The following is a 21,481-nucleotide window of genomic DNA, read 5'->3' on the forward strand; positions in this document are numbered from 1 at the left end:
GGCGTTCTCCCGTGAGGTCCGTGACTTCGAAAGGGGGCAGGTCGAAAGGGGCCGGTGCCCTGCCTTTCAGGTGCCGGGGACCGGCGTCACCGGCGGCCTGCCATCACGAAAGGCTTCGAGGTTTTGGATCACCAGTTCGACGGTGGCATCCAGCGCCTCGGGGGAGAGACCAGCGGTATGGGGCGTCATGACAATGCTTGGTTCGTCCTTCAGCGCCTGCGCCACTTCGGGTTCATGCTCGAACACATCGAGGGCGGCGCCGGCCAGTCGCTTCTCCCTCACTGCCCGGGCCATCGCCTCGCTGTCCACCACGCTGCCGCGGCCGATATTGACCACGATGCTGTCAGGCTTCATGACGGCGAGCAGGGCATCATCGATGAGATGGTGGGTCTCTGGCCCGCCGGGCAGGGTGCTCACCAGCACGTCAGCCTGTTCGGCCACCCGTTTTGCGTCCGTTTCATGCGGCCAGTCGAGGTCTGCCTTCGGCTGGCGGGCGAAGTAGATAATCGGCATGTCGAAGCCGCCATGGGCGCGTCGGGCGATGGCGCGGGCCACGTTGCCCATGCCCAGCAGCCCCAGGGTTTTGCCGTGCAGCACCGGGGCGCTGCGACGAATCTCTTTCCACCGGCCCTTTCGAAGGCCGGCATCGCCCTGGGGGATGCGGCGCAGGCAGGCCAGCACCAGCCCCAGCGTGTGGTCGGCGACGGTCTCGGCATTGGTGCCGGGGCCGTGAGTCACCACGATGCCGCGTTCGCGGGCGGCTGATACGTCGATGCCTTCAAAGCCCACCCCCTGGGCGCAGATCAGGCCCAGCTTCGGCAGGGTGTCCATCTCCTCGGCACTGAACCCGATGGTGCCGATGGTCATGACCGCGCGGATATCGTCACGGTGGTGCTCAAGAATCCTGCGGCGCGTCTCGGCGTCTTCGGCCATGTGCAGCCGAATACCGGCGGCCTCGATGCGGTCCTGATGGTGGCGTGACAGGCGGGTCACGACCAGTAGATGAATCGCCATGGCGGAAAATCTCCTTGTGCCGCACGGGGGGTCGATGGCGCCACCTTACCGTGGCGAGTCATGGACAGGGTAGCGGCCGACGCGGTCCATGGGGTGAGGCATACGACCATCGAGCCCAGGGTGGGCATGGATGGAATGCTAATATAACAGGGTATGGGGCCGGCTCGGTCATGCGACGGGGTCTGTCCTGTCACTCGTTGTGCTGTCTGGCGGCCATCCCCTGGGCGCAGGGTCGTCAGCGGCCGGAGAAGGAGGTGGGTCATGTCACAAAATATTCTGGTACCCCTGGATGGTTCCCGCAGTGCCCTCAGGGCGCTGGAGCACGCCTGTCTGATGCAGCGGGCCGATGGCGGCACCCTGCATCTTCTCCATATTGTCGAGCCGCCCGTGGCGCTCGATCACATGGGGGCGCAGACCGGGTCGACACCGGTGGATTACACGCCGGCACAGGGACATGAGGAGGGCGAGTCACTGTTGAGAAAGGCCTGGGCTCAGGTGGGCTCGCCCTCGGCGGAGGTCCACTTCCACGTGGAAGACAATCCGCCGGGTCGTCCGGAACGGACCATCGTGATGCTGGCCCGCGAGCTGGATATCGATACCATTGTGATGGGCAGTCGCGGCCTCAGTGACCTGAAGGGGCTGGTCGTGGGCAGCGTGTCGCACAAGGTCTCCCATGTGGCCCACTGTACGGTGATTACGCTGCATGTTCCTGATCCGGTAGCGGATGACAGCGCCACTCCCTGAGCCTTCATCGGGCGGCATGTCGCTATCGGCCGGGTACTGACTGATGCCATGGCGGCATCTCCCGGCCCTTTCTGGGGCCGCCAGGCGCTGACCGGGCGCTATGACGCCGGTTCGTTTGATCGCAGCGGCGCGTCACTCGATTCGCCATGATCGATCACGGCTTCAAAGGCGCGCAGACGCTTGATGATCGAGAGCAGCTCGATGATGGTCGACCAGGAGTTGACCAGATACTGAAACGATTCCCGCACCTGGCCGAAGACGTTGAGAATCTGCTGCAACAGCCCCAGCGTCAGCTTGCCGGCCACGATCGACGGGGCCAGCACGATCAGCCCGAAGACCACATCGGCCTGCAGATAGAAGATGCGGGCAATGTTGAAGTAGGCGTAGTGCCAGTAAAGGCGAAAGTAGTTCTGTCGCACCCGGTTGAACAGCGTCGCGACAGTGACCGGGTCGGCGCGCTCCGAGTCATCCTCGCCGTAGACCAGCTCCTTTCGATAGGCCGCCTCGACGCGCTGGTTGCGAAACTCGAGCCCCGGCAGGCGAATGCCCACCACGGCCAGCAGCACGGTACCAAAGAGTGACCAGGCAATGGCCGACCACACCAGTGCATTGGGAATGTGCCCGATCAGCGGCAGCTCGGTAATGTTCTGCGACATCGTGACCAGCAGCGGCATGAAGGCAATCAGGGTCATCACCGACTTGAGCAGATTCACCCCCAGGCCTTCGAGCGTGGTTGAAAAGCGCATGGTGTCTTCCTGCACACGCTGGGCCGCGCCCTCGATATGGCGCAGCTGTGACCAGTGGCGCATGTAGAAGTTGTTCATCGCCCAGCGCCAGCGAAAAATGTAATGGCTGACCACGAAATAATTGAGCACACCCACTGTCACGGCGACAAAGGCAATGCCGGCAAAGCTGAACATGCCGGTATAGATATCAGTGACCGTCACGCCGCTGTCGCCGCCCAGCGCCTGCTGAATCATGTCCCAGAACGGTCCGTACCAGGCGTTGACCGCCACACTCGTCTGCACCGAAAACCAGGTCATGAAGATGATCAGCGCACTGCCCAGAATTGACCAGCGCTGCCAGCGATGGGGGTCATACAGGGCCCACGCCATGGCAAATACCGCCACACACAGCGTGTAGTAGAGATAAAACCAGAGCATTGACGGCGCCCAGAAGCGCGAGACATCCACGGGCAGCGCCTCGCCCTCGGCCAGCGGCGGTAGCCCGATCGCCGCGCCCCAGTCGCTGACGCCCATTTGCCAGAGACCGATGCAGATCAGCGCCCAGACCACAATGCTTGAGAAAAACAGGGGCGGGTTGGGGAAAAATGACCGTAACACGATAGAGTTCCTGCGGTAGCGACAACATTCAGACAGACCCGATGGGCCGCGTATCCTTCATCGACCCCGGGAGACGGGGAGTGTTCACTGCTCAGAGCGTCTGAAGCCTGTTTGCGGGTCAGAAAAAGCCGCTCAGGATATCTCGATTTGATAACGAAAGGTGGCCGCAGCGCCCATGGAACAGCGATATTCCAGTGGCGTGCGGTCATAGCCCAGTGCGGTACGCTCGATCACCACCACAGGATCACGAGGGGCAATGCCCAGCATGTCGGCCGTGGCGGCATCGGCCGAGTCAATGGTCAGCGTCTCGCGTGCCGAACCGATGCTTTGACCGAACCTTGCCTCGTAAAAGGGGTAAAGCAGGTTGTCAAACTGCTCGAGAGGGATCTCGAGAAGGCCGGAGAAACGGGAAGCCGGCAGCCATATCTTCTCCGCAAGCAGGCTCCCATCCTCCATGGCTCGCAGTCGTTCCAGGCAGATGCATGACTCATGTTCAGTCAGCTCCAGTGCTTTGGCGGCAGCTGGTGGCGGTGTCTGGAGCGAAGCAGACAGGATACGACTGGTCGGTACCCGTGACTGCCCGGCGGCGTTGACCTGACGGAAAAAGCGGAAGAAGGAGGCATCAAAATCCGGCCGGCGGACGAACGTACCACGGCCCTGGCTACGCTCCAGCAACCCCTCATTGACCAGCGTATCGATGGCCCGGCGTACCGTGCCCACCGCGATGTTGTAGCGTCGCGTCAATTCCGCTTCGGTCGGAATGGTCTCTCCGGGGGGCCATTCGCCGCTGGCAATTCTGTCCATGATCTCCTCGCGCAGCCTTTGATACAGCGGCAGACGCGCATCCGACCCTTCTTTCCATGCACTCATGAACACCTGCAATAATTTAAGTAGGTATTAATATATAACACCAATGTCGCATCGCGGACGGATTGACCATGATACCGGGCCGCTATAAGGTCAAAATTCATATAGATGAATAGATAACGATAACACTGTGCTCATGAGAAGGTGCTCAGGAGGCAGGCAACGCAGGGAATCCGAATGATCGATACACGCCGCTCCTCCCTTACCGGCGTCGATACCCACGCCCATATCTTCAGTCAGCATCTTCCCATGACGAGTCAGCGGCGCTATAGCCCTGACTACGATGCCGATGTCAGCCAGTATCTGGCGCATCTGGACCATTGCGGGCTCTCGCATGGTGTGCTGGTACAGCCCAGCTTTCTGGGCACCGACAATAGTTACATGCTCTCGGCGCTGCGCCAACATGCCGACCGCCTGCGGGGCACGGCCGTGGTCGATCCAGGGATCGATGATGCCTCGCTTGACGCCCTTGGCGACGCCGGTGTCGTCGGCATACGCCTCAATCTGGTCGGGCAGACGCTGGACGATTACCGCAAGGCGCACTGGCAGGCGTTTTTCAGTCGACTGGCCGGTCGTGGCTGGTCGGTGGAGATTCAACGCACGCTGAAGGATCTCGAGTCGGTGGTACCGGCCATCCTGGCATCAAACGTGGCGGTCGTGATCGATCACTTCGGTCTGCCGGAAGGCGGTGCGATCGACGCCTCGCGCAGCGAACACCGGTGGTTTCTGGACCGGCTGGGGGAAGGCAATCTGTGGGTCAAGCTATCGGCCACCTACCGCAGCGGGCTGAGCCTCGATCAGGCCCGTGCCAGCATGGATACCCTCTGCAACGCCCTTGGCCACGCCGAACGTCTGGTCTGGGGCAGCGACTGGCCGCATACCCGCTTTGAGGAGCAGACCGATTATGAGGCGCAGTTTGCGCTCATCGACGCCCTCATGCCCGATGCAGCACTACGCCGGAAGGTGCTGATCGATAACCCGACACGCCTTTTCATGCTGGATGCACAGGAAGCTTCGCCATGCTGAGTCTGCTGATTGTCGGGGCCATTGTGGCGGCCATTGCACTGGGATACCTGACCCGCATCAACATCGGGCTTTTTGCCATCGCTCTGGCCTACGGGATCGGCAGCTTCGTGATGGGCATGACGCCTTCCGAGGTGATCAACCTCTGGCCCCTGAAGCTCTTTTTCATCATCTTCGCGGTCTGTCTGTTCTACAGCTTTGCCATCGTCAACGGCACGCTGGAAAAGCTGGCCGAACACATGATGTATCGCTGTCGCAATGTTCCCCACCTGCTGCCCTACGCCATTTTTGGCGCCTCGACCCTGATCTCGGCACTGGGGGCGGGGTATTACACGGTACTGGCCTTCATGGCACCCATTACGATCCTGCTCTGTGCACGTACCGGGCTGAGTCTGATCGTCGGCGGCATGTCGGTGAACTATGGCGCGCTGGCCGGCGCCAACTTTGTCTCCAGCCAGAGCGGCATCATCTTCCGGGGCCTCATGACCGCCTCCGGTGTGTCGGAAGGCACGGCCTTTCTCAACGGGATCGGCATTTTCCTGTCCACGGCGGTGATCCCGCTGATCGTGATCACGGGCTTTGTCTTTCTGGCCGGCAACAAGCGCGCCATGGCCGATGCCATGACGCATGTCGAGGCGCCCAAACCGCTTGATCGCGACCAGCGCATGACACTGTTGCTGACGTTGATCATGATGGCCGTGGTGCTCGTGCCCCCCATCGCGGCCCTGATTGCGCCTGACAATGCCCTGGTGGGCTACATCAATGCCCGCGTCGATATCGGTCTGGTCGCCAGTGTCTTTGCCGTCATTGCGCTGCTGCTCAAACTGGGAGATGAACGCAGGGCAATTGCCAGCGTCCCGTGGGGCACGCTGATCATGATCTGCGGCGTGGGCATGTTGATCGCCATTGCCATGAAGGCCGGCACCATCGATCTGCTCGCGTCCTGGATCAGCGGCAGCATTCCGCCGGTGCTGGTTCCGGTCGTGTTTGGCGTGATTGCGGCGATGATGTCGCTGTTTGCCAGCACCCTGGGCGTAGTGACGCCGGCGCTGTTTCCGATTGTACTGCCGATCGCCCAGAGCCTTGCGATTGATCCGATGATCATCTTTATCAGCATCGTGGTGGGTGCTCAGGCCACTTCCATCTCGCCCTTCTCCTCGGGGGGCAGTCTGATCCTGGGCTCCTGCCCGAGCGAGGAAAGCCGCACGGCGCTTTTTCCGAAGCTGCTGTTTCGCGCCGCACCGCTGGGCTTTGTCGTGGCGCTGGCCTTCAATCTGGCGCTGGCGTTTGTCTTCTAGTCCCATCTGCACAGGAAGAAAAGAGGCTTGCGCCGTCGGGGTTCTCCCCCGGCGGCGTTGTCATGAGCGCCTACCAGTTCAGCGTCTCGAAATCCCCTTCCTTGTGGTGCTCAGGGGCCTTTTTTTGATCGGATGCGGGATCATTGGTGACGCCATCGGCCGGCAGCGGGCCGGCACCGGGGTCGCGGGCGATACCGTTGGTCACGGGGTGGTCGCGGAAATATTCATCAAAGCGCATTTGGGCATCCTCGCCGAACAGCAGCTCGCACGCCTCCATGAGTCCTGCCGATTGGCGGATGGTTTCCTGGCGCGAGACAAGACTGATCTTGGAGCGGCGGCGCAGGAAGTCCTCGAGTTTGGTGATCATCTCGCGACGCGCGGCCTGGCGCACCTCGGCGCGGATGTATTCGGTCCCTTCGATGAGAATCTCCGCCTGGCGCGGGTCTTCACGAATGTACTCCAGCATGCCGATGGCGTGGGCTGCGTAGCGCCGCCACAGCCGGGTCGACAGCGGCTCGGAGGCGCTGGCATCGGTGTAGTCGTCAAGCTTCATCAGGCGCGCCTGGTGGAAGAACTCGTCGCGCACGGCGTCTACCGGCTCGCCGTACCAGCGATAATCCGGGAAGCGGATGTCGATGCCCATTGTTTTGACCAGATCAACGATCTCCTCGCCGACGTTGATGCAGTCGGTCAGCTTGCCGCCAAAGATGCTGATAAATCCCTGGTTAATGTCGGAGTCGATCTCGTGCTTGCGCGACAGTTGCAGGAAATCACGGTCCTTGCCGCTGGTGTTCTGTACCGCCAGCGGCCGCACGCCACAGCGGGTGGCAATGATATCGTCGCGGTCCAGCGGCTTGTCGAGCGACAGACGCGCGTTGATGTTATCGAGCACGAAACTGACGTCATCATCGGTGATGGCCGCGTGAGGGTCTTCGGTGCGGGTATCGGTCGTGCCGATGCAGGTCCGGGTGCCCATGGGGATGGCGAAGAAAAGCCGCCCATCCTCGTCGAAAAACGCCATCACGCGCTTGTTGGGTGTGATCCGGTCGACGATCAGGTGGATGCCCTTGGAGAGCACGTGACTGTGCTCGGTCTGCTTGCCGGCCAGCGAATTGGTGCGGTCGGCCAGCGGGCCACAGGCGTTGACCAGCGTCTTCGTTTTGACCGTCCATTCGCGCCCGCTCATGACATCCCTGAGGCCCACGTGCCAGAGTTCTCCCTGGCGCTCGAAACCGGTCGCTTCGACGTAGTTGGCCGCCACACAGCCACTGTTCATGGCGGTGCGCACGAAGTTCCACACAAAGCGGGCGTCATTGTCGTGCAGGAAAGCGTCGGAATACTCGAAACAGCCGGTCGCCGACTCGGTGTTGATCACCGGCTCCTCGCGGTTGATGGTCGCAAGGCTTGGCAGGCGCGGCACTCGGGTAAAACCGTTGCCGAACAGCCAGTAGATCCAGGTGCCCGCCCACAGCATCAGCGGATGCCAGCGAAAGCCTTTGGTGATCGTGGTGAGAAAGCGGATCTCCTGCACGGTCGAGGGGTAGTGCTTGATCAGATGGTTGCGCGAGATACAGAGTTCGCGCACCAGCTTGAAATCCCGCGATTCCATGTACTTGATGCCGCCCCAGATGAGGTTGGACGACCACATGCTGGTCATGCCGGCGAAGTCGCCCTGTTCCACAAGGCCGACCTTGACGCCGCGCCCGGCCAGCGCCGCGGCACAGACTGCACCGTTGATGCCGCCGCCGATGATCAGCGTGTCGTAGACCGCACCGTCGGCCAGCCTGTCGATATTGCTCTGCCTGAGTTGCATCGTCCTGCTCCGCGTCTCAAAAAAAGGGCGCGCCGTAACGGGAGACCCCGTAGAGGCGTTGTTGTCTCTTCAGTGTATGAACCAGTGTACTACCGCTGGCCAATGTTGCATCCGACCGGCCGTTTTGCGGCCCCCGCACGCACCATCGCCTCGGCCTGTTTGAGCGCATAGAGAAGGCTTGAGGGGTCGGCGATGCCCTGGCCTGCGATATCAAAGGCGGTGCCGTGGTCAACACTGGTGCGCACAAAGGGCAGTCCCACCGTGATGTTCACGCCGTTATCGACGCCCAGATACTTCACCGGAATCAGACCCTGATCGTGATACTGCGCCACCACCGCGTCAAACTGGCCGCGGCGGGCGTTCATGAAGACCGTATCCCCCGGCCAGGGGCCGGAGGCGTCGATGCCCTCTTCGCGGGCGCGGGCGATGGCCGGGGCAATGATGGCGTCATCCTCATCGCCGAACAGCCCACCTTCCCCGGCATGCGGATTGAGCCCGGCGACCGCAATGCGCGGGTGCTCGATGCCATAGGCGTGGCAGGCGCGCGCGGCGAGGCGAATGGCGCGCAGCTCGCGCTCGGGGGTGACCGCCTCAATCGCCTGGCGCAGCGACAGGTGAATCGACACCAGCATCACGCGCAGCTCGTCGTTGGCCAGCATCATGCCGAAATCCTGCGTGCCGGCGCGGTCGGCGAGAATCTCGGTATGGCCCGGGTAGGTGATACCCGCCGCGGCCATGGCGGCCTTGTTGAGCGGGGCGGTGACGATGGCGCTGACCGAGCCGTCGAGCGCGAAATCGATGGCGCGACTGACGTAGGCATAGGCGGCGGCGCCGGCGCGGGCATCCACCTGGCCATGGGGCAGATCAGACGGCAACGGCTCACCGGCCGGCAGCACGGCTAGCCGTCCCGGCGTGGTGTCATCCATGTCCAGTTCGCTTGGATGCTGGATGGGCACAAGGGTCAGTTCCAGTGCCAGACGCTCTGCCATGTCGCGCAGCCGCTCGATGTCGCCGATGACCAGTAGCGGCGTATCGCTGGCGCGCGGCAGGCAGGCCAGACGAGTGATGATTTCCGGGCCGACGCCGGCCGGGTCGCCCATGGTGATGGCAATGGGAGCGCGAGGAGATGCAGACATGGGGAGGCCCTTTTGTTATCAGACAGGCGCCCTGAACAGCGTGTCATGGGCGGCGGTGATCGACAGTGCCATAATAGCGCTCTGCCCCGCGCGGCGTCAGGGTTGCTCTGGCGTGTCACGCGGTGGCTCCACCTTTCTGCTTGATTCTCGGTAGTGACCCTGATGTGTGATGTGCTGACTCATGATGCGCCGCTTGAAACGCTTTCAACGTCGCTGGCCGAGCGACTTGCGCGCGACGGCTACCTGCTGGCGCCGGCCGACGAAATCACTCCGGTCTTTCGTGCCTGGTGCGCGGCCAGCGACCACCGCACGCAGGATCATGACGCGCTGGCCCGCTACTGGAACGAACTGGCCCCGGATCGCTTCATGGGCGATGGCGGGCGCTACCGGCGTCGGCGTCATGCGGTGTTCAGTGCCGCTTCTGATGCGCACGCGCTGGTCCGAAAGCCCCATCAGGCCCACTTTCAGACCACGGATTTCAATCGGCTCAACGGCGGCATCGAACGCCATTTCGAGCCGGTGGAAGAGAGGGCGCTCAAGACGCACACCTTCACCTTTCTCTGCGAGCTGACGCTGGGCGTGTTCGGCCGCTGTGCGCCTGGTGCCGACTGGCACGTCGAGATGCACCAGTTTCGAATCGAGGTGGGCGGTGACATCACCGCCGGTCTGCCCACGCCCGAAGGGCTGCACCGTGACGGCGTGGATTTCGTGGCGATGGTGATGATCCATCGGGACAACGTGTGTGAGGGCGTCTCGCACATTCACGATCTGGCTCGCTCCCCCCTGGCCGAGTTCACTCTGGCCGAGCGCCTGGACATGGCACTGGTCGATGATACGCGCGTGCTGCATGGCGTCACGCCCATTGTGGCCGCTGACCCCGGACGCGTCGGCACCCGCGATCTGCTGGTGCTGACCTTCAAGCGCCGGCCGCCGGATCATCTCTCCGGGGTGTGATGTTCCAGCGAAGCCTTGAGCTGGCGGCGGCGATGCCCCGGCGGCTTTTGATGACCGGCCAGCCAGTAGTAGGCGATCGGCACCACGCCCAGAGTCAAAAGCGTGGCGCTGGCGCAGCCGGCCAGCAGCGTAATGCCCAGCCCGAAGCGGCTGGCCGCTCCGGCGCCGGTGGCCATCACCAGCGGCAGGGCACCGGCCATGGTCGAGATTGAGGTCATCAGGATCGGGCGCAGGCGCGTTTGTGATGCCTGCAAAATGGCCTCGCGCAGCGCCACGCCCTCATCGCGCAGTTGATTGGCGAACTCGACGATCAAAATGCCGTTTTTGGCGGATAGTCCGATCAGCATTAAAAGCCCGATCTGGGCGTAGAGGTTGAGGCTTTCACCCAGCAGCCACAGCGCCATGCCGGCCCCCATCATCCCCAGCGGCACGGTCAGCATCACCACCAGCGGACTGATGAAGTTCTCGAACTGCGCTGCCAGCACCAGCCAGGTCACCGCGATCGCCACGGTAAACACCAGCAGCAGATCCCGTCCGGCCTCAAGGAAGTCCTGCGTGGCGCCCTTGTAGTCGATGCGCGCCTGTTCCGGCAGGGTGCTTTCGACCGTGGCGTTCATGTGATCGAGCACCTGCGACAGGCTATAGCCCTCGGCGACATTGGCCGAAAAGGTCACGGCGCGAATCCGGTTGTAGCGGTTGAGCGTGGGGGAGACAGCGATCTCTTCCAGATGGACGAGGTTGGCCAGACTCACCAGCGCCCCGCTGGCGGTGCGTACGCGTATCTCTTCCAGCGCCTGCGGCGTCAGGCGCTGCTCGCGCAGACCCTGCAGGATCACGTCATAGGACTGGCCGTCGCGCTCGAACGTGGTCAGGCTGCGCTCACCAAAAAATGACTCGAGCGTGCGGCCCACCGTCTCGGCGCTAACACCGAGCTGCGCGGCGTGCTCCCGGTCCAGACGTACCTGAAGCTGCGGCGTGGTCTCGATCAGGTCACTGTCGAGCGCCTCAAGGCCCGGGTAGTTCTGCCAGGCGGCCATGAGTTGATCGCGCCAGGCGCCCAGGGTGGCGTAGTCCGGCCCGCCCACCACGAACTGTACCGGTGTGGCGTTGCCTGAACTCAGCCCGCGCGGTAACAGCGTCGTGGCACTGACTTCGGAAAAGCCCGCCAGTGCCTCGTTAATGCGCGCGGCCACCTGGCGGGTGCTCTGATCGCGCGTCTGCCAGGGCGTAAAGCTGATGATCCAGCGGCCGTTGTTGACCGCGCCTTCGCTGTTGCCGGGCGAGGGCACGCGCAGCGAGGCGTTATCGACCAGCGACCGGTCCTCGAAAATGTGTGCCAGACGCTGCTCCATGACCTGCATGCGCCGGTGCATCTCCTCGAAATTGACCCCTTCCTCGGCCTGGACGTTGATGCGCAGCGCCCCGCGGTCGTCATAGGGCTCGTACTCGGTCGGCAGTGTCGTAATGACTGCCGCGGTAACGATGACCATGGCCAAAAAGCCGCCGCCGACCAGGACCGGGCGGTGAAGAACGCGGCCTAGATGGCGCTGGTAACGATCGGCTACACCGGACATGAGACGGCCTACCGGCGAGGCCTGACGGCCGTAACCCCCGTTCAGCAGCCACGAGGCCATCACCGGTGTCAGTGTCAGGGAAACAAGCGTGGAAAAGGCGATGGCGGCGGCAATGGTGACGGCGAATTCGGTAAACAGTCGCCCGGTCTGACCGCTCATTAATGTGATGGGCAGAAAGACGGCCATCAGCACCAGGCTGGTGGCAATGATGGCAAAGGCGACCTGGCGGGCACCGCGAAAGGCGGCCACCAGCGGTGCGTCGCCTTCCTCCAGATGGCGCTGGATGTTCTCGATCATGACGATGGCGTCATCCACCACCAGGCCGACCGAGAGCACCAGCGCCAGAAGGGTCAGCATGTTGAGGCTGAACCCCAGTCCCAGCAGGATCATGCCGCAGGCCAAAAGCGAGATGGGAATCACCGTGGCTGCTACCAGCGCTGCGCGCCACGAGCCCAGAAAGAAAATGATCACGGCGACCACCATGACCACCGCGATCACCAGCGTCAGCAGCACCTCCTTGAGGGCTGCCGAAATGTAGAGGGTGTCATCGGAGACGATATTGATGTGCATACCTTCGGGCAGCTCATCGCGCAGATTCTCAAGCGTTGATCGCACGTCGCGCGAGATGGACAGCGTATTGGCCGTGCTCTGGCGGCTGATGGCAATCGAGACGGTGGGTTGACCGTCGACCTGAAAGCTCTCGCGCCGAGTTTCGGGGCCCAGCGTGACGGTGGCCACATCGCCCAGCGTCACGGTGCGGGTGCCTTCGCCCTGGCGCAGCGGCAGACGGCGAAACGACTCGGCCGACTCATAGCCCGGCAGCAGGCGCACGGTGAACTCCCGGGTGGTGGATTCGATCCGCCCGCCCGGGTACTCGACGTTTTCGCTGGCCAGCGCCTCGGTAATGTCTTCGACGGTGATGTCATGGGCCGTCATGGCGTGGCGATCCAGATCCACCCGCATGGCCGGCAGTTGCGATCCCCACAGCCGCACCCGTGAAACGCCACCAATGGTCGAGAAACGGTCCAGCAGTGACCGGTCGGCATAATCCGACAGCGCCATGGCGCTCATCCGGTCGGTCTGTACCGACAAGATCATCAGGGTGTCGCTGCCGCCCTGGTCCTTGCTGATTTCGGGGGCCTCGGCGCCGGTGGGCAGGGCATCGGCGACCCGTGAGACCTGATCGCGCACGTCGTTGGCGGCAGTGTCGAGATCCACCTCGCTTGAAAAGGTCAATGTGACCTCGGATTCACCGTCATTACTTTCCGACTCGACGCTGACCACGCCTTCGATGCCGGCGACGACGTTTTCGATTGTCTGGGTCACGCGCGACTCCACCACCGCTGCCGAGGCGCCGGGCCAGGCGATCTCGACCGAGACTTCCGGCTCCTCGATGGAGGGATATTCCCGAATGGGCAGTTCCAGAAAGCCCAGCGTGCCAAAGAGCACCAGCAGCATCGAGGCGACCACGGTGCCGACCGGTCGCGTCACGGCCAGATCAGTCAGCGTCATGGGGTGGGCGTCTCCGACGTGACGGCGCGCTCATCCGCCGGGGCCGGCTTGAACAGGGCGCGGGTATCGCGCGCAGCGGCCTCATCGAGAACAAGATCCCGATCCTCGCCGATATCGCGCAGGCCGCTGATGGCCACCGAGGCGCCCTCCTGTAGCGGGCCCCTGTCATCGTTGGCTTCGATGGCGGCCCAGCCGGGGCCACGTTCAAGCACGTTGATGTCGACCCGATGGGCGCGATGATCCTCCGCACTTGAGGTGATCACGTAGATCCACTGGCGATCACGTTCGCCCATGATGGCCGTCTCGGGCACGATCAGGCGACGCTGTTCCGGCAGAAGAAGGGCGATATCGAGCAGCATGCCCGGACGCAGGGCCAGGTCGGGATTGTCAAACCGGGCGCGGACCATGACCGTGCGGGTGTCCCGGTCCAGACGCGGGTCGATGGTGGTGACCCTGCCGCGAAAGGTGCGATCGGGCCAGGCCACCGAGTGCGCCGTGACCGTCATGCCCTCACTGATGCGGCTCAGTTCGCGCTCGGGTAGCGAGAAATCAACCTGCACCCGATCGATGCTGTCCAGTGTGACCAGCGGCGTGTCGGCACTGATCTGCTCGCCGACGCTTAAATGGCTCAGCCCCATGACGCCGGCCACCGGCGCAGTAATGGTCCGGTCTTCCAGCGCGGCGGTGAGCCGGGCAAGCTCGATCCGGGCGCTTTCCAGCCGATTGCGCTGTTCGTCGGCCTGCTGGGTCGCAATCGAGCCCTGACGCACCAGTGGCTGCAGTCGGTCATATTCGCGCTGTTCCTGTTCGACGATCACGCGGGCGGCGCGCAGCCCCTGCTGCTCGGCGCGATCATCAAGCTGAATCAGTCGATCGCCCTTGTTGACCCGCTCGCCGCTGTCAAAGTGCAGCCCGGTGATGCGCTCGGTGACCAGTGAGGCAATCTCGATCGAGTCGGTGGCCTCGACATCGCCCACGGCGCCCAGCGTTGCGTTCAAGGGGCGCTCAATCACCTCGGCAAGGCCGACGGCCACGGGAGATGGGGCACTGGCCTCCTCTGGCGCCCGCTCACGCGATAGCCACCACCAGAAGATCAGGGCAAGCGCTATCGGAGTGAGCGCGACCAGCCAGATCAGCGGGCGTCGGGCATCGTGAGATTCAGGCATGGGCAGATTTCCGCAGACAAAAGGCATTCACGGCAGCAGGACGCTGCCTTCTGACAGCATACGAGTATCCGGGCTGGCCGCAATGTCATTCATTCAAGCGCGCTTAAGACAGGGGGCTCACCGGGGAGATGGCGGATGCCACGCCAGGAAAAAGCAGGCAGCAATGGTGCAGATGCACCAGGCTGACATCGTTTTATACTCGATCTGTGTCAAGCCGACATCTGCATAAGGAGACGGACCCGATGTCCCGAATACTGGTGCTGTATTACTCGATGTATGGCCATATCGAAACAATGGCGCAAGCCGTGGCCGAAGGCGCACGCTCGGTGTCCGGTGCCGAGGTCACCATCAAGCGGGTGCCCGAGACCATGGGCGAGGAAGCCTTCAAAAAGGCCGGTGGCAAGGTGGATCAGTCGGCGCCGGTTGCCGAGCCATCCGAGCTTGTCGATTATGATGCGATTATTCTGGGCACGCCGACCCGCTATGGCAACATGGCCGGCCAGATGCGCACCTTTCTGGATCAGACCGGCGGACTGTGGGCCAGGGGCGCCCTGCGCGGCAAGCTCGCCAGTGTCTTTACCTCCACCGGTACCGGCGGCGGTGAGGAGATGACAATTACCTCGAGCTGGACGACCCTGGCGCACCACGGGATGGTGATCGTGCCGATCGGTTACGGGGTCGAGGAGCAGTTTGATGTCTCCGAGGTCAGCGGCGGCACGCCTTACGGTGCCTCGACGCTGGCCGGCGGGGATGGCTCGCGCCAGCCCAGTGCGCGCGAGCTGAAAATTGCCCGCTTCCAGGGGGAGTATGTGGCAGGCTTTGCCAAAAAGCTGACCGCACAGGTGCTGTAACGCAGCGGTCTCTTTGATCAGAAAGCGTGATCAAAAAAACGCCCGGCCAGATGATGGCCGGGCGTTTTTTATGGCGTGACGCAGATGGTATCGCCTGCGATATCAGCGCCTTATTTGTTGAGTTTGGTCATGCGCAGGTAGGGCTTTTTCTCGTCCCAGCCCTGTGGGAAAAGTTTGGCGGCTTCTTCGTTGCTCAGTGACGGCACGATGATGACGTCATCGCCCTGGCGCCAGTTGACCGGCGTTGCGACCTTTTCATTGTCGGTCAGCTGCAGGCTGTCGAGCACGCGCAGGATTTCCTGGAAGTTGCGCCCGGCGCTGGCCGGATAGGTCAGGGTCAGACGAACCTTCTTTTTGGGGTCGATGACAAAGACCGAGCGGACCGTCAGGGTGTCATTGGCATTGGGATGGATCATGCCGTACTTCTCGCTGACACTGCGATCGGCATCGGCCAGCAGCGGGAAGTTGAGCCCACAGCCCTGGGTCTCCTCGATGTCACCCTTCCAGGCGTGGTGATCTTCGATCGGGTCGACCGACAGGCCAATGGCCTTCGTGTTGCGCTTGTCGAACTCGGGCTTCAGACGGGCCACTTCACCCAGCTCGGTGGTGCACACCGGGGTAAAATCCTTGGGGTGAGAGAAGAGAATCGCCCAGCTATCGCCCAGCCACTCGTGAAAATTGATCACTCCCTCGGTGCTGTCCTGAGAGAAATCCGGTGCAGTATCGCCAAGTTGCAGCGCCATTTGTCACTCCTTTGGCCATCGATAAAAACGGGTGTCGGCAGCAGGACCTGCGATCAGGGCCATATCCGACATGAACTCATGGTCAGATAATGACGACTCAAGGCCGCAGAACCAAACACCGAGTTGTCCTAACTTGATTCCATTATAGTATAAAAAGAGGCTGACAAAGCATCAATTGCTATAACGGATAAAGGCTCGATCCCTGTCCGGGACCAATACCGTCTCTCCCTTGTGCAGCCCTTCATGTTCATCAACACGCTGTTCATCTTCGACGCTGATGCCCAGGACCTCGGCCACCGAGGTATCTTCACCCTGGCGGTCCAGCACTTTCAGGCGCACATTGGCCTCCATGTAGCGTGCCGTGATGATGTCACCGGCTCCGGGTTTTTTGTGCAGGAACTGAGTCAATTCTTCATGGTCGGCGACGTGATCGACCCCTTCCTGATCCCACGTAATCGCGCGTGCGTTGCTCATGACATATCTCCTCGTGAATTCAAAAAGTTTAGCAGTTTGCGCCTGCGGCGCTGAATGCATTCGCCTTCAGAATGACGATCTCTCGTCGATAGTCATATCAGGGGTTTTTAATATTGGCGAATGAGGGTCGTATGGGATGGCAGCGGTGGGTGATGGGCGGGATAACACTGATGGGGCTGGCAATGCCTGTGATGGCGCAGGAGGGGCCCTGTCCGGCATCGGATGAGATCAGAAAGCGTGTCGAGCCTCTGGCTGCGCAGCTCAAACGCTGGGACGAGGCCTATTATCAGCGCGGCGAGCGGCTGGTAACGGATGGGGTCCATGATCAGGCGCAGGCTCGCCTGGCGCACTGGCGCTTTTGTCTGGGTCAGGATTCGCCTGCGGTTGTTCTGAGCGGCGGCGAGCAGCGCCACGTGGTTGCTCAGACAGGGCTGAACAAGCTGCCGGACCAGACCGCGGTCAATCATTGGCTCAAGGCGTTGCCACCGGGACCGCTGTGGGTGCAGCCCAAGGTGGACGGCGTGGCAGTAACGCTGGTGTATGACGAGGGTCAACTGGTGGCGGCGACCAGCCGCGGCAACGGCCTGAGCGGCCAGGACTGGCTGACCGGCGTCACCGGCATCGACGCCATTCCCGAACGACTCGATGGCCCCTCGCCCGAGCAGGTGGTGATTCAGGGCGAACTCTATTTCAAGCGCCCCGAGCACGTACAAAGCCGAGATGGCAGTGCCGGCGCGCGCGCCGATATTGCCGGTCTGATGCAGCGCCATGACCCGGGCCCACAGGCACGCGGCCAGATCGGATTCTTTGCCTGGGCGCTGCCCGATGGCCCCGAGACACTGGCCGAGCGCAATCAGCAGCTGGCCGGCTGGGGCTTCATGGACCCGCAGCGCTGGAGCCATCGGGTCAGCACCATCGAGGACGTGGCGCACTGGCGACGGTACTGGTATCGCCATGCGCTTCCCTTTGCCAGCGATGGCGTGGTGATCAAGCGCGACGTTCAGCCGCCGGGCCGTACCTGGCGCGATACGCCGCCTGCAGAGAGCGTGGCGTGGAAATATCCTGTGGTCGCCACGCTTGCCGAGGTGCGCGATGTCGAGTTTCGCATCGGTCGAACCGGCCGTATCACCCCGGTGCTGGAGCTCTTGCCGGTGACGCTGGATGACCGCACGATCCGTCGCGTCAGTGCAGGCTCTTTTGCGCTCTGGCAGGAGGCCGACATTCGCCCGGGTGATCAGGTCATGATCTCGCTGGCCGGACTGACCATTCCCCGGCTTGATGAGGTCGTGATTCGCAACGACCAGCGTGTGGCTCTGGATGTTCCGGATCCCGAGGCGTTCAACGCACTGAGCTGTCTGACACTGACGCCCGGGTGTCGCTCACAGTTTCTGGCACGCCTGACGTATCTGAGCAGCCGTCAGGGACTGGACATGCACGGGATCGGCGAGGGCACCTGGAAACGGTTAATTGACGCCGAAATGGTGACATCCCTGCTCGATTGGTACGATCTGGAGCGCGCTACATTGCGCTCGTTGAACGGCGTCGGTGAGACCCGCGCCGCACAATGGCGCACCGCATTCGATCAGGCAGGGCGAATGTCACTGCAGCAATGGCTGATCGCACTGGAGCCGGCCCACGCCCGCTTTTATGGCTCTCAACCTAAAGTCGTCTTTCGGTCAGCCGATAGTTTGAATCACATTGTCTTCATGCGCTCGCTCGAAAGTGCTGACTGGCAGGCGATGCCAGGACTGAGCAGCACGGACGCCGCCACGCTGGCGGCCTTCTGGCAGGACGAGACGGTGCAGGCGCTGCTTGATGAATGGGTCACCAAAACAGACCCTTCGAGACGGGAGGATGAGGAGGCGACATCGTGAAGCCGGGTTTTGTCATCATTCGGAACGTTGAAAAGTCGTAGATCAATAGTTCTTTTCAATTTCCATGATACTAATGACTCAGTGTACTTTGCGTTACCTTCTGATACATTAAGAACTATAGAGTTACTGATTCGACGGCTTACCCGGTAATCATCCTTTGGACAGGGAATACCGATCAGGCATGAGACATCAGCGGTTTGTTGGAGCACAGCGCCGCAGGGCAGGCGACCACCATCAGGAATATGGCTGTGCAAATTGGCTTCCATTGTAAAAACGTATCGTGATGACGACACGTTGAGAGGAGATAGGACCATGGCACTGTTAATCATTGGCGGAATGGGTTACGCCCTGCTGGTCATGTTCATGCTGGGCGCGATGATGCTTTCCGGCCGGGCTTCGGATCGTGAAGCGCGTCGACTGCAGCCGGTACAGGTCAGTACTTCAAAACCTGCTGCACGCAGCAATACGCAGCCATCTACTGACTTCTCGACCATGCCTGGCCGCAACGCTGCCTGATCTTCACGCTAATGCGTGAACGGCAAAAAAAGGCCGCTGCCCGAAAGGGCGGCGGCCTTTGCATATCTGTAGTTTAACGCCCAAGACCAATATGACCCGGTCCATTTTTTGAGGGCATGCAAGCCAGAGGCGTGAAAGCTGAAGGCATGGAACTTGCAGCCGTACCATTGTTTCGGACATGAAAAACGGCCTGCATCGCTGCAGGCCGTTTTGTTATCTACCTTACCGCTCTGGCGCGTATTTACTTCTTGTTGCGCTTGCGGTCGGTTTCCTTGAGGTGTTTCTTGCGGATGCGGATGAAGCCGGGCGTGACTTCCACCAGCTCATCGCTGTCCAGAAACTCGATGGCCTGCTCCAGCGTGAAGCGGATCGGCGGCGTCAGCACGATGTTTTCATCGTTGCCCGAGGCGCGCATGTTATCGAGCTTCTTGCCCTTGGTCGGGTTGACCACCATGTCGTCGGAACGGTTGTTGATACCGATCAGCATGCCTTCATAGACCTCGGTACCGTGATCGATGATCAGCTTGCCGCGATCCTGCAGGGCGTAGAGGGCGTAGGCCAGTGCCTTGCCATCGACCATGGAGACCAGTACGCCGTTGCGACGCTCGACGCCGGCGCCTTCCTTCAGCGGACCATAGTGGTCAAAGCGGCTGGTCAGGATGCCGGTGCCGGACGTCATGGTCAGAAACTGCGAGCGGAAGCCGATCAGACCGCGCGAGGGAATCATGAAGTCCAGACGAACACGACCCTTGCCATCCGGGTTCATGTTGGTCATCTCACCCTTGCGATAGCCCAGCTCTTCCATGACAGAGCCCTGATGCTGCTCTTCACAGTCGATGATGACTTCTTCGTAGGGCTCCTGCTTGACGCCATCGATCTCGCGGATGATGACCTCGGGGCGGCCCACGGCCAGCTCGTAGCCTTCACGACGCATGGATTCGATCAGCACCGACAGGTGGAGCTCGCCACGACCGGACACCTTGAACTTCTCGGCCGATTCCCCCTGTTCAACACGCAGGGCCACGTTGTGAATCAGTTCCTGATCCAGGCGGTCCTTGATGTTGCGGCTGGTGACGTACTTGCCGTCACGGCCGGCAAAGGGCGAATCGTTGACCTGGAAGGTCATCGAGACGGTCGGCTCATCGACGGTCAGTGCCGGCAGCGCTTCAACGCTGGACGGGTCACAGATCGTGTCGGAGATGGACAGATCATCGATGCCGGTGATGCAGACGATGTCGCCGGCACTGACTTCATCGGCCTGAACACGCTCAAGACCCAGGTGGGTCATGACCTGACCGATCTTGCCCTTGCGGGTCACACCGTGACGGGAAATGACGCTGACCTGCTGGTTGGGACGCACGCGGCCGCGCTTGACGCGACCCAGACCGATAACGCCCACATAGCTGTTGTAGTCCAGTGCCGAGATCTGCATCTGGAAGGGGCCATCGAGCTCAACGGTCGGCGGCTCGACGATGTCGACGATGGCCTGGAACATCGGGTCCATGTTGTCGGCCAGATCTTCCGGATCCATGCCGGCGATACCGTTGAGCGCCGAGCAGTAGATGATCGGAAAGTCGAGCTGCTCGTCGGTGGCGCCCAGGTTGTCGAACAGATCGAAGATCTGATCGATGACCCAGTCAGGGCGCGCGCCCGGGCGGTCGATCTTGTTGACCACCACGATCGGCTTGAGGCCCTGAGCAAACGCCTTCTGGGTCACGAAGCGGGTCTGCGGCATCGGACCGTCAACGGCATCCACCAGCAGCAGTACGGAATCCACCATCGACATGACGCGCTCGACCTCACCACCAAAGTCGGCGTGCCCGGGGGTGTCGACGATGTTGATGTGGTAGTCGTGCCAGGTAATGGCCGTGTTCTTGGCCAGGATGGTGATGCCGCGTTCCTTCTCCTGGTCGTTGGAGTCCATGATGCGTTCCTGGTTTTCCGCCTTGCGGTCCAGGGTGCCGGACTGAGCCAGCAGCTTGTCGACCAGTGTGGTCTTGCCATGGTCAACGTGCGCAATAATGGCAATGTTTCTCAGCTTCTCGATGTTGCCGGAAGTCAGCGTATCGGACATAACGCGTTTTCACCTTTGTGTACACGCGCCTGTTCAGGGTAGGAGCATGACCGTGCGTTGTTGTAACGGCCATTCAGCAGCGTGCAATAAATTTGGCCCCGCATTGTATAGGCTAAGTCGTCGGTCGAATAGCTGGAATCTTGGTACAGGCACCGTGAAGTACAATGAGACAGATCAGTTGTGACGAGATGACGACAGATCGCTTTCTGACTGCGCTCCTTTTTGGTGCATTAAAGGCGTTTTTTGATCGCTGATGGTGCAGCATGAATCGTTGGCTCGTGATTCATGTCCCTGACTTTTGATGTCAACGAGTGCCACGCCATCTGAATATGTCTTTAAACTGCTGTATCGAAAGATTTTTTAAATGGAAGCGAGGTGTTGTGCGCCATTTTGGCACGCTGCATGCATTATTTGGGTACACATCGGGACTTGCATGCACTGTGCTTGCGCGTGATACAACGGTGGCGAAGTGATGGCGTCCTGTTAACGGTTTTCAAGCAGTATC

17 protein-coding genes are annotated in these 21,481 nt (G+C 61.5%); 7 read left to right on the plus strand and 10 right to left on the minus strand.

Annotated features, from left to right (window positions below):
• Positions 1-66: 66 nt before the first annotated feature.
• Entirely contained in the window at positions 67-1,014 is a 948-nt protein-coding gene (locus tag Q0931_RS05200) for a 2-hydroxyacid dehydrogenase (protein WP_299257944.1), read from the minus strand.
• Positions 1,015-1,275: 261 nt separating this feature from the next.
• On the opposite strand from Q0931_RS05200, the gene Q0931_RS05205 reads away from it, so the two are divergent.
• Complete coding sequence (locus tag Q0931_RS05205) at positions 1,276-1,758, plus strand: universal stress protein (protein WP_299257946.1); 483 nt, start codon at positions 1,276-1,278, stop codon at positions 1,756-1,758.
• Positions 1,759-1,856: 98 nt separating this feature from the next.
• Here the strand turns inward: Q0931_RS05205 and sbmA are convergent, their stop codons facing one another.
• A complete protein-coding gene (gene sbmA, locus Q0931_RS05210; protein WP_299257948.1) occupies positions 1,857-3,101 on the minus strand; it encodes a peptide antibiotic transporter SbmA in 1,245 nt (414 codons plus the stop codon).
• A 132-nt stretch (positions 3,102-3,233) separates the two neighbouring features.
• The gene (locus Q0931_RS05215) at positions 3,234-3,971 is read right to left on the minus strand and encodes a GntR family transcriptional regulator (RefSeq protein ID WP_299257950.1); all 738 of its coding nucleotides are present in this window, start codon (positions 3,969-3,971) and stop codon (positions 3,234-3,236) included.
• A gap of 174 nt (positions 3,972-4,145) precedes the next feature.
• On the opposite strand from Q0931_RS05215, the gene Q0931_RS05220 reads away from it, so the two are divergent.
• Positions 4,146-4,994 (plus strand): amidohydrolase family protein, encoded by an 849-nt coding sequence (locus tag Q0931_RS05220; protein ID WP_299257952.1) that lies wholly within the window; start codon positions 4,146-4,148, stop codon positions 4,992-4,994.
• Positions 4,988-6,289: an SLC13 family permease gene (locus Q0931_RS05225; RefSeq protein ID WP_299257954.1), complete on the plus strand. Its 1,302-nt coding sequence runs from the start codon at positions 4,988-4,990 to the stop codon at positions 6,287-6,289. The genes Q0931_RS05220 and Q0931_RS05225 overlap by 7 nt, the downstream gene beginning before the upstream one ends.
• Before the next feature lie 70 nt (positions 6,290-6,359).
• Here Q0931_RS05225 and Q0931_RS05230 read toward each other — a convergent pair whose 3' ends face one another.
• Positions 6,360-8,102, minus strand: a complete 1,743-nt coding sequence (locus Q0931_RS05230) for a glycerol-3-phosphate dehydrogenase/oxidase (RefSeq protein ID WP_299257956.1) — start codon at positions 8,100-8,102, stop codon at positions 6,360-6,362.
• Positions 8,103-8,191: 89 nt separating this feature from the next.
• The gene (gene pdxA / locus Q0931_RS05235; RefSeq protein WP_299257958.1) at positions 8,192-9,238 is read right to left on the minus strand and encodes a 4-hydroxythreonine-4-phosphate dehydrogenase PdxA; all 1,047 of its coding nucleotides are present in this window, start codon (positions 9,236-9,238) and stop codon (positions 8,192-8,194) included.
• A 162-nt stretch (positions 9,239-9,400) separates the two neighbouring features.
• On the opposite strand from pdxA, the gene Q0931_RS05240 reads away from it, so the two are divergent.
• Positions 9,401-10,192, plus strand: a complete 792-nt coding sequence (locus tag Q0931_RS05240) for a 2OG-Fe dioxygenase family protein (protein ID WP_299257960.1) — start codon at positions 9,401-9,403, stop codon at positions 10,190-10,192.
• Here Q0931_RS05240 and Q0931_RS05245 read toward each other — a convergent pair.
• Positions 10,174-13,278: an efflux RND transporter permease subunit gene (locus tag Q0931_RS05245; protein ID WP_299257962.1), complete on the minus strand. Its 3,105-nt coding sequence runs from the start codon at positions 13,276-13,278 to the stop codon at positions 10,174-10,176. The two genes, Q0931_RS05240 and Q0931_RS05245, sit on opposite strands and share 19 nt — an antisense overlap.
• On the minus strand, positions 13,275-14,444 hold the full coding sequence (locus Q0931_RS05250) for an efflux RND transporter periplasmic adaptor subunit (RefSeq protein ID WP_299257964.1): 1,170 nt from the start codon (positions 14,442-14,444) through the stop codon (positions 13,275-13,277). Before Q0931_RS05250 ends, Q0931_RS05245 begins: the two co-directional genes overlap by 4 nt.
• 242 nt (positions 14,445-14,686) lie before the next feature.
• Between Q0931_RS05250 and wrbA the strand changes: the two genes are divergently transcribed.
• Complete coding sequence (wrbA, locus tag Q0931_RS05255; RefSeq protein WP_299257966.1) at positions 14,687-15,295, plus strand: NAD(P)H:quinone oxidoreductase; 609 nt, start codon at positions 14,687-14,689, stop codon at positions 15,293-15,295.
• A 110-nt stretch (positions 15,296-15,405) separates the two neighbouring features.
• On the opposite strand, the gene Q0931_RS05260 is transcribed toward wrbA, so the two are convergent.
• Both Q0931_RS05260 and Q0931_RS05265 read right to left on the minus strand, forming a co-directional pair.
• Positions 15,406-16,038: a peroxiredoxin gene (locus Q0931_RS05260; RefSeq protein WP_299257968.1), complete on the minus strand. Its 633-nt coding sequence runs from the start codon at positions 16,036-16,038 to the stop codon at positions 15,406-15,408.
• 171 nt (positions 16,039-16,209) lie between these two features.
• Complete coding sequence (locus tag Q0931_RS05265; RefSeq protein WP_299257970.1) at positions 16,210-16,512, minus strand: hypothetical protein; 303 nt, start codon at positions 16,510-16,512, stop codon at positions 16,210-16,212.
• A gap of 131 nt (positions 16,513-16,643) precedes the next feature.
• Between Q0931_RS05265 and ligB the strand changes: the two genes are divergently transcribed.
• Positions 16,644-18,386 (plus strand): NAD-dependent DNA ligase LigB, encoded by a 1,743-nt coding sequence (gene ligB, locus Q0931_RS05270; protein ID WP_299257972.1) that lies wholly within the window; start codon positions 16,644-16,646, stop codon positions 18,384-18,386.
• A gap of 312 nt (positions 18,387-18,698) precedes the next feature.
• Complete coding sequence (locus Q0931_RS05275; RefSeq protein ID WP_299257974.1) at positions 18,699-18,902, plus strand: hypothetical protein; 204 nt, start codon at positions 18,699-18,701, stop codon at positions 18,900-18,902.
• Positions 18,903-19,143: 241 nt separating this feature from the next.
• Here Q0931_RS05275 and typA read toward each other — a convergent pair whose 3' ends face one another.
• On the minus strand, positions 19,144-20,976 hold the full coding sequence (typA, locus tag Q0931_RS05280) for a translational GTPase TypA (RefSeq protein WP_299257976.1): 1,833 nt from the start codon (positions 20,974-20,976) through the stop codon (positions 19,144-19,146).
• Positions 20,977-21,481: the final 505 nt, after the last annotated feature.

This window comes from uncultured Kushneria sp. (assembly GCF_947497025.1).
In the GTDB taxonomy this organism is placed as follows: Bacteria; Pseudomonadota; Gammaproteobacteria; order Pseudomonadales; family Halomonadaceae; genus Kushneria.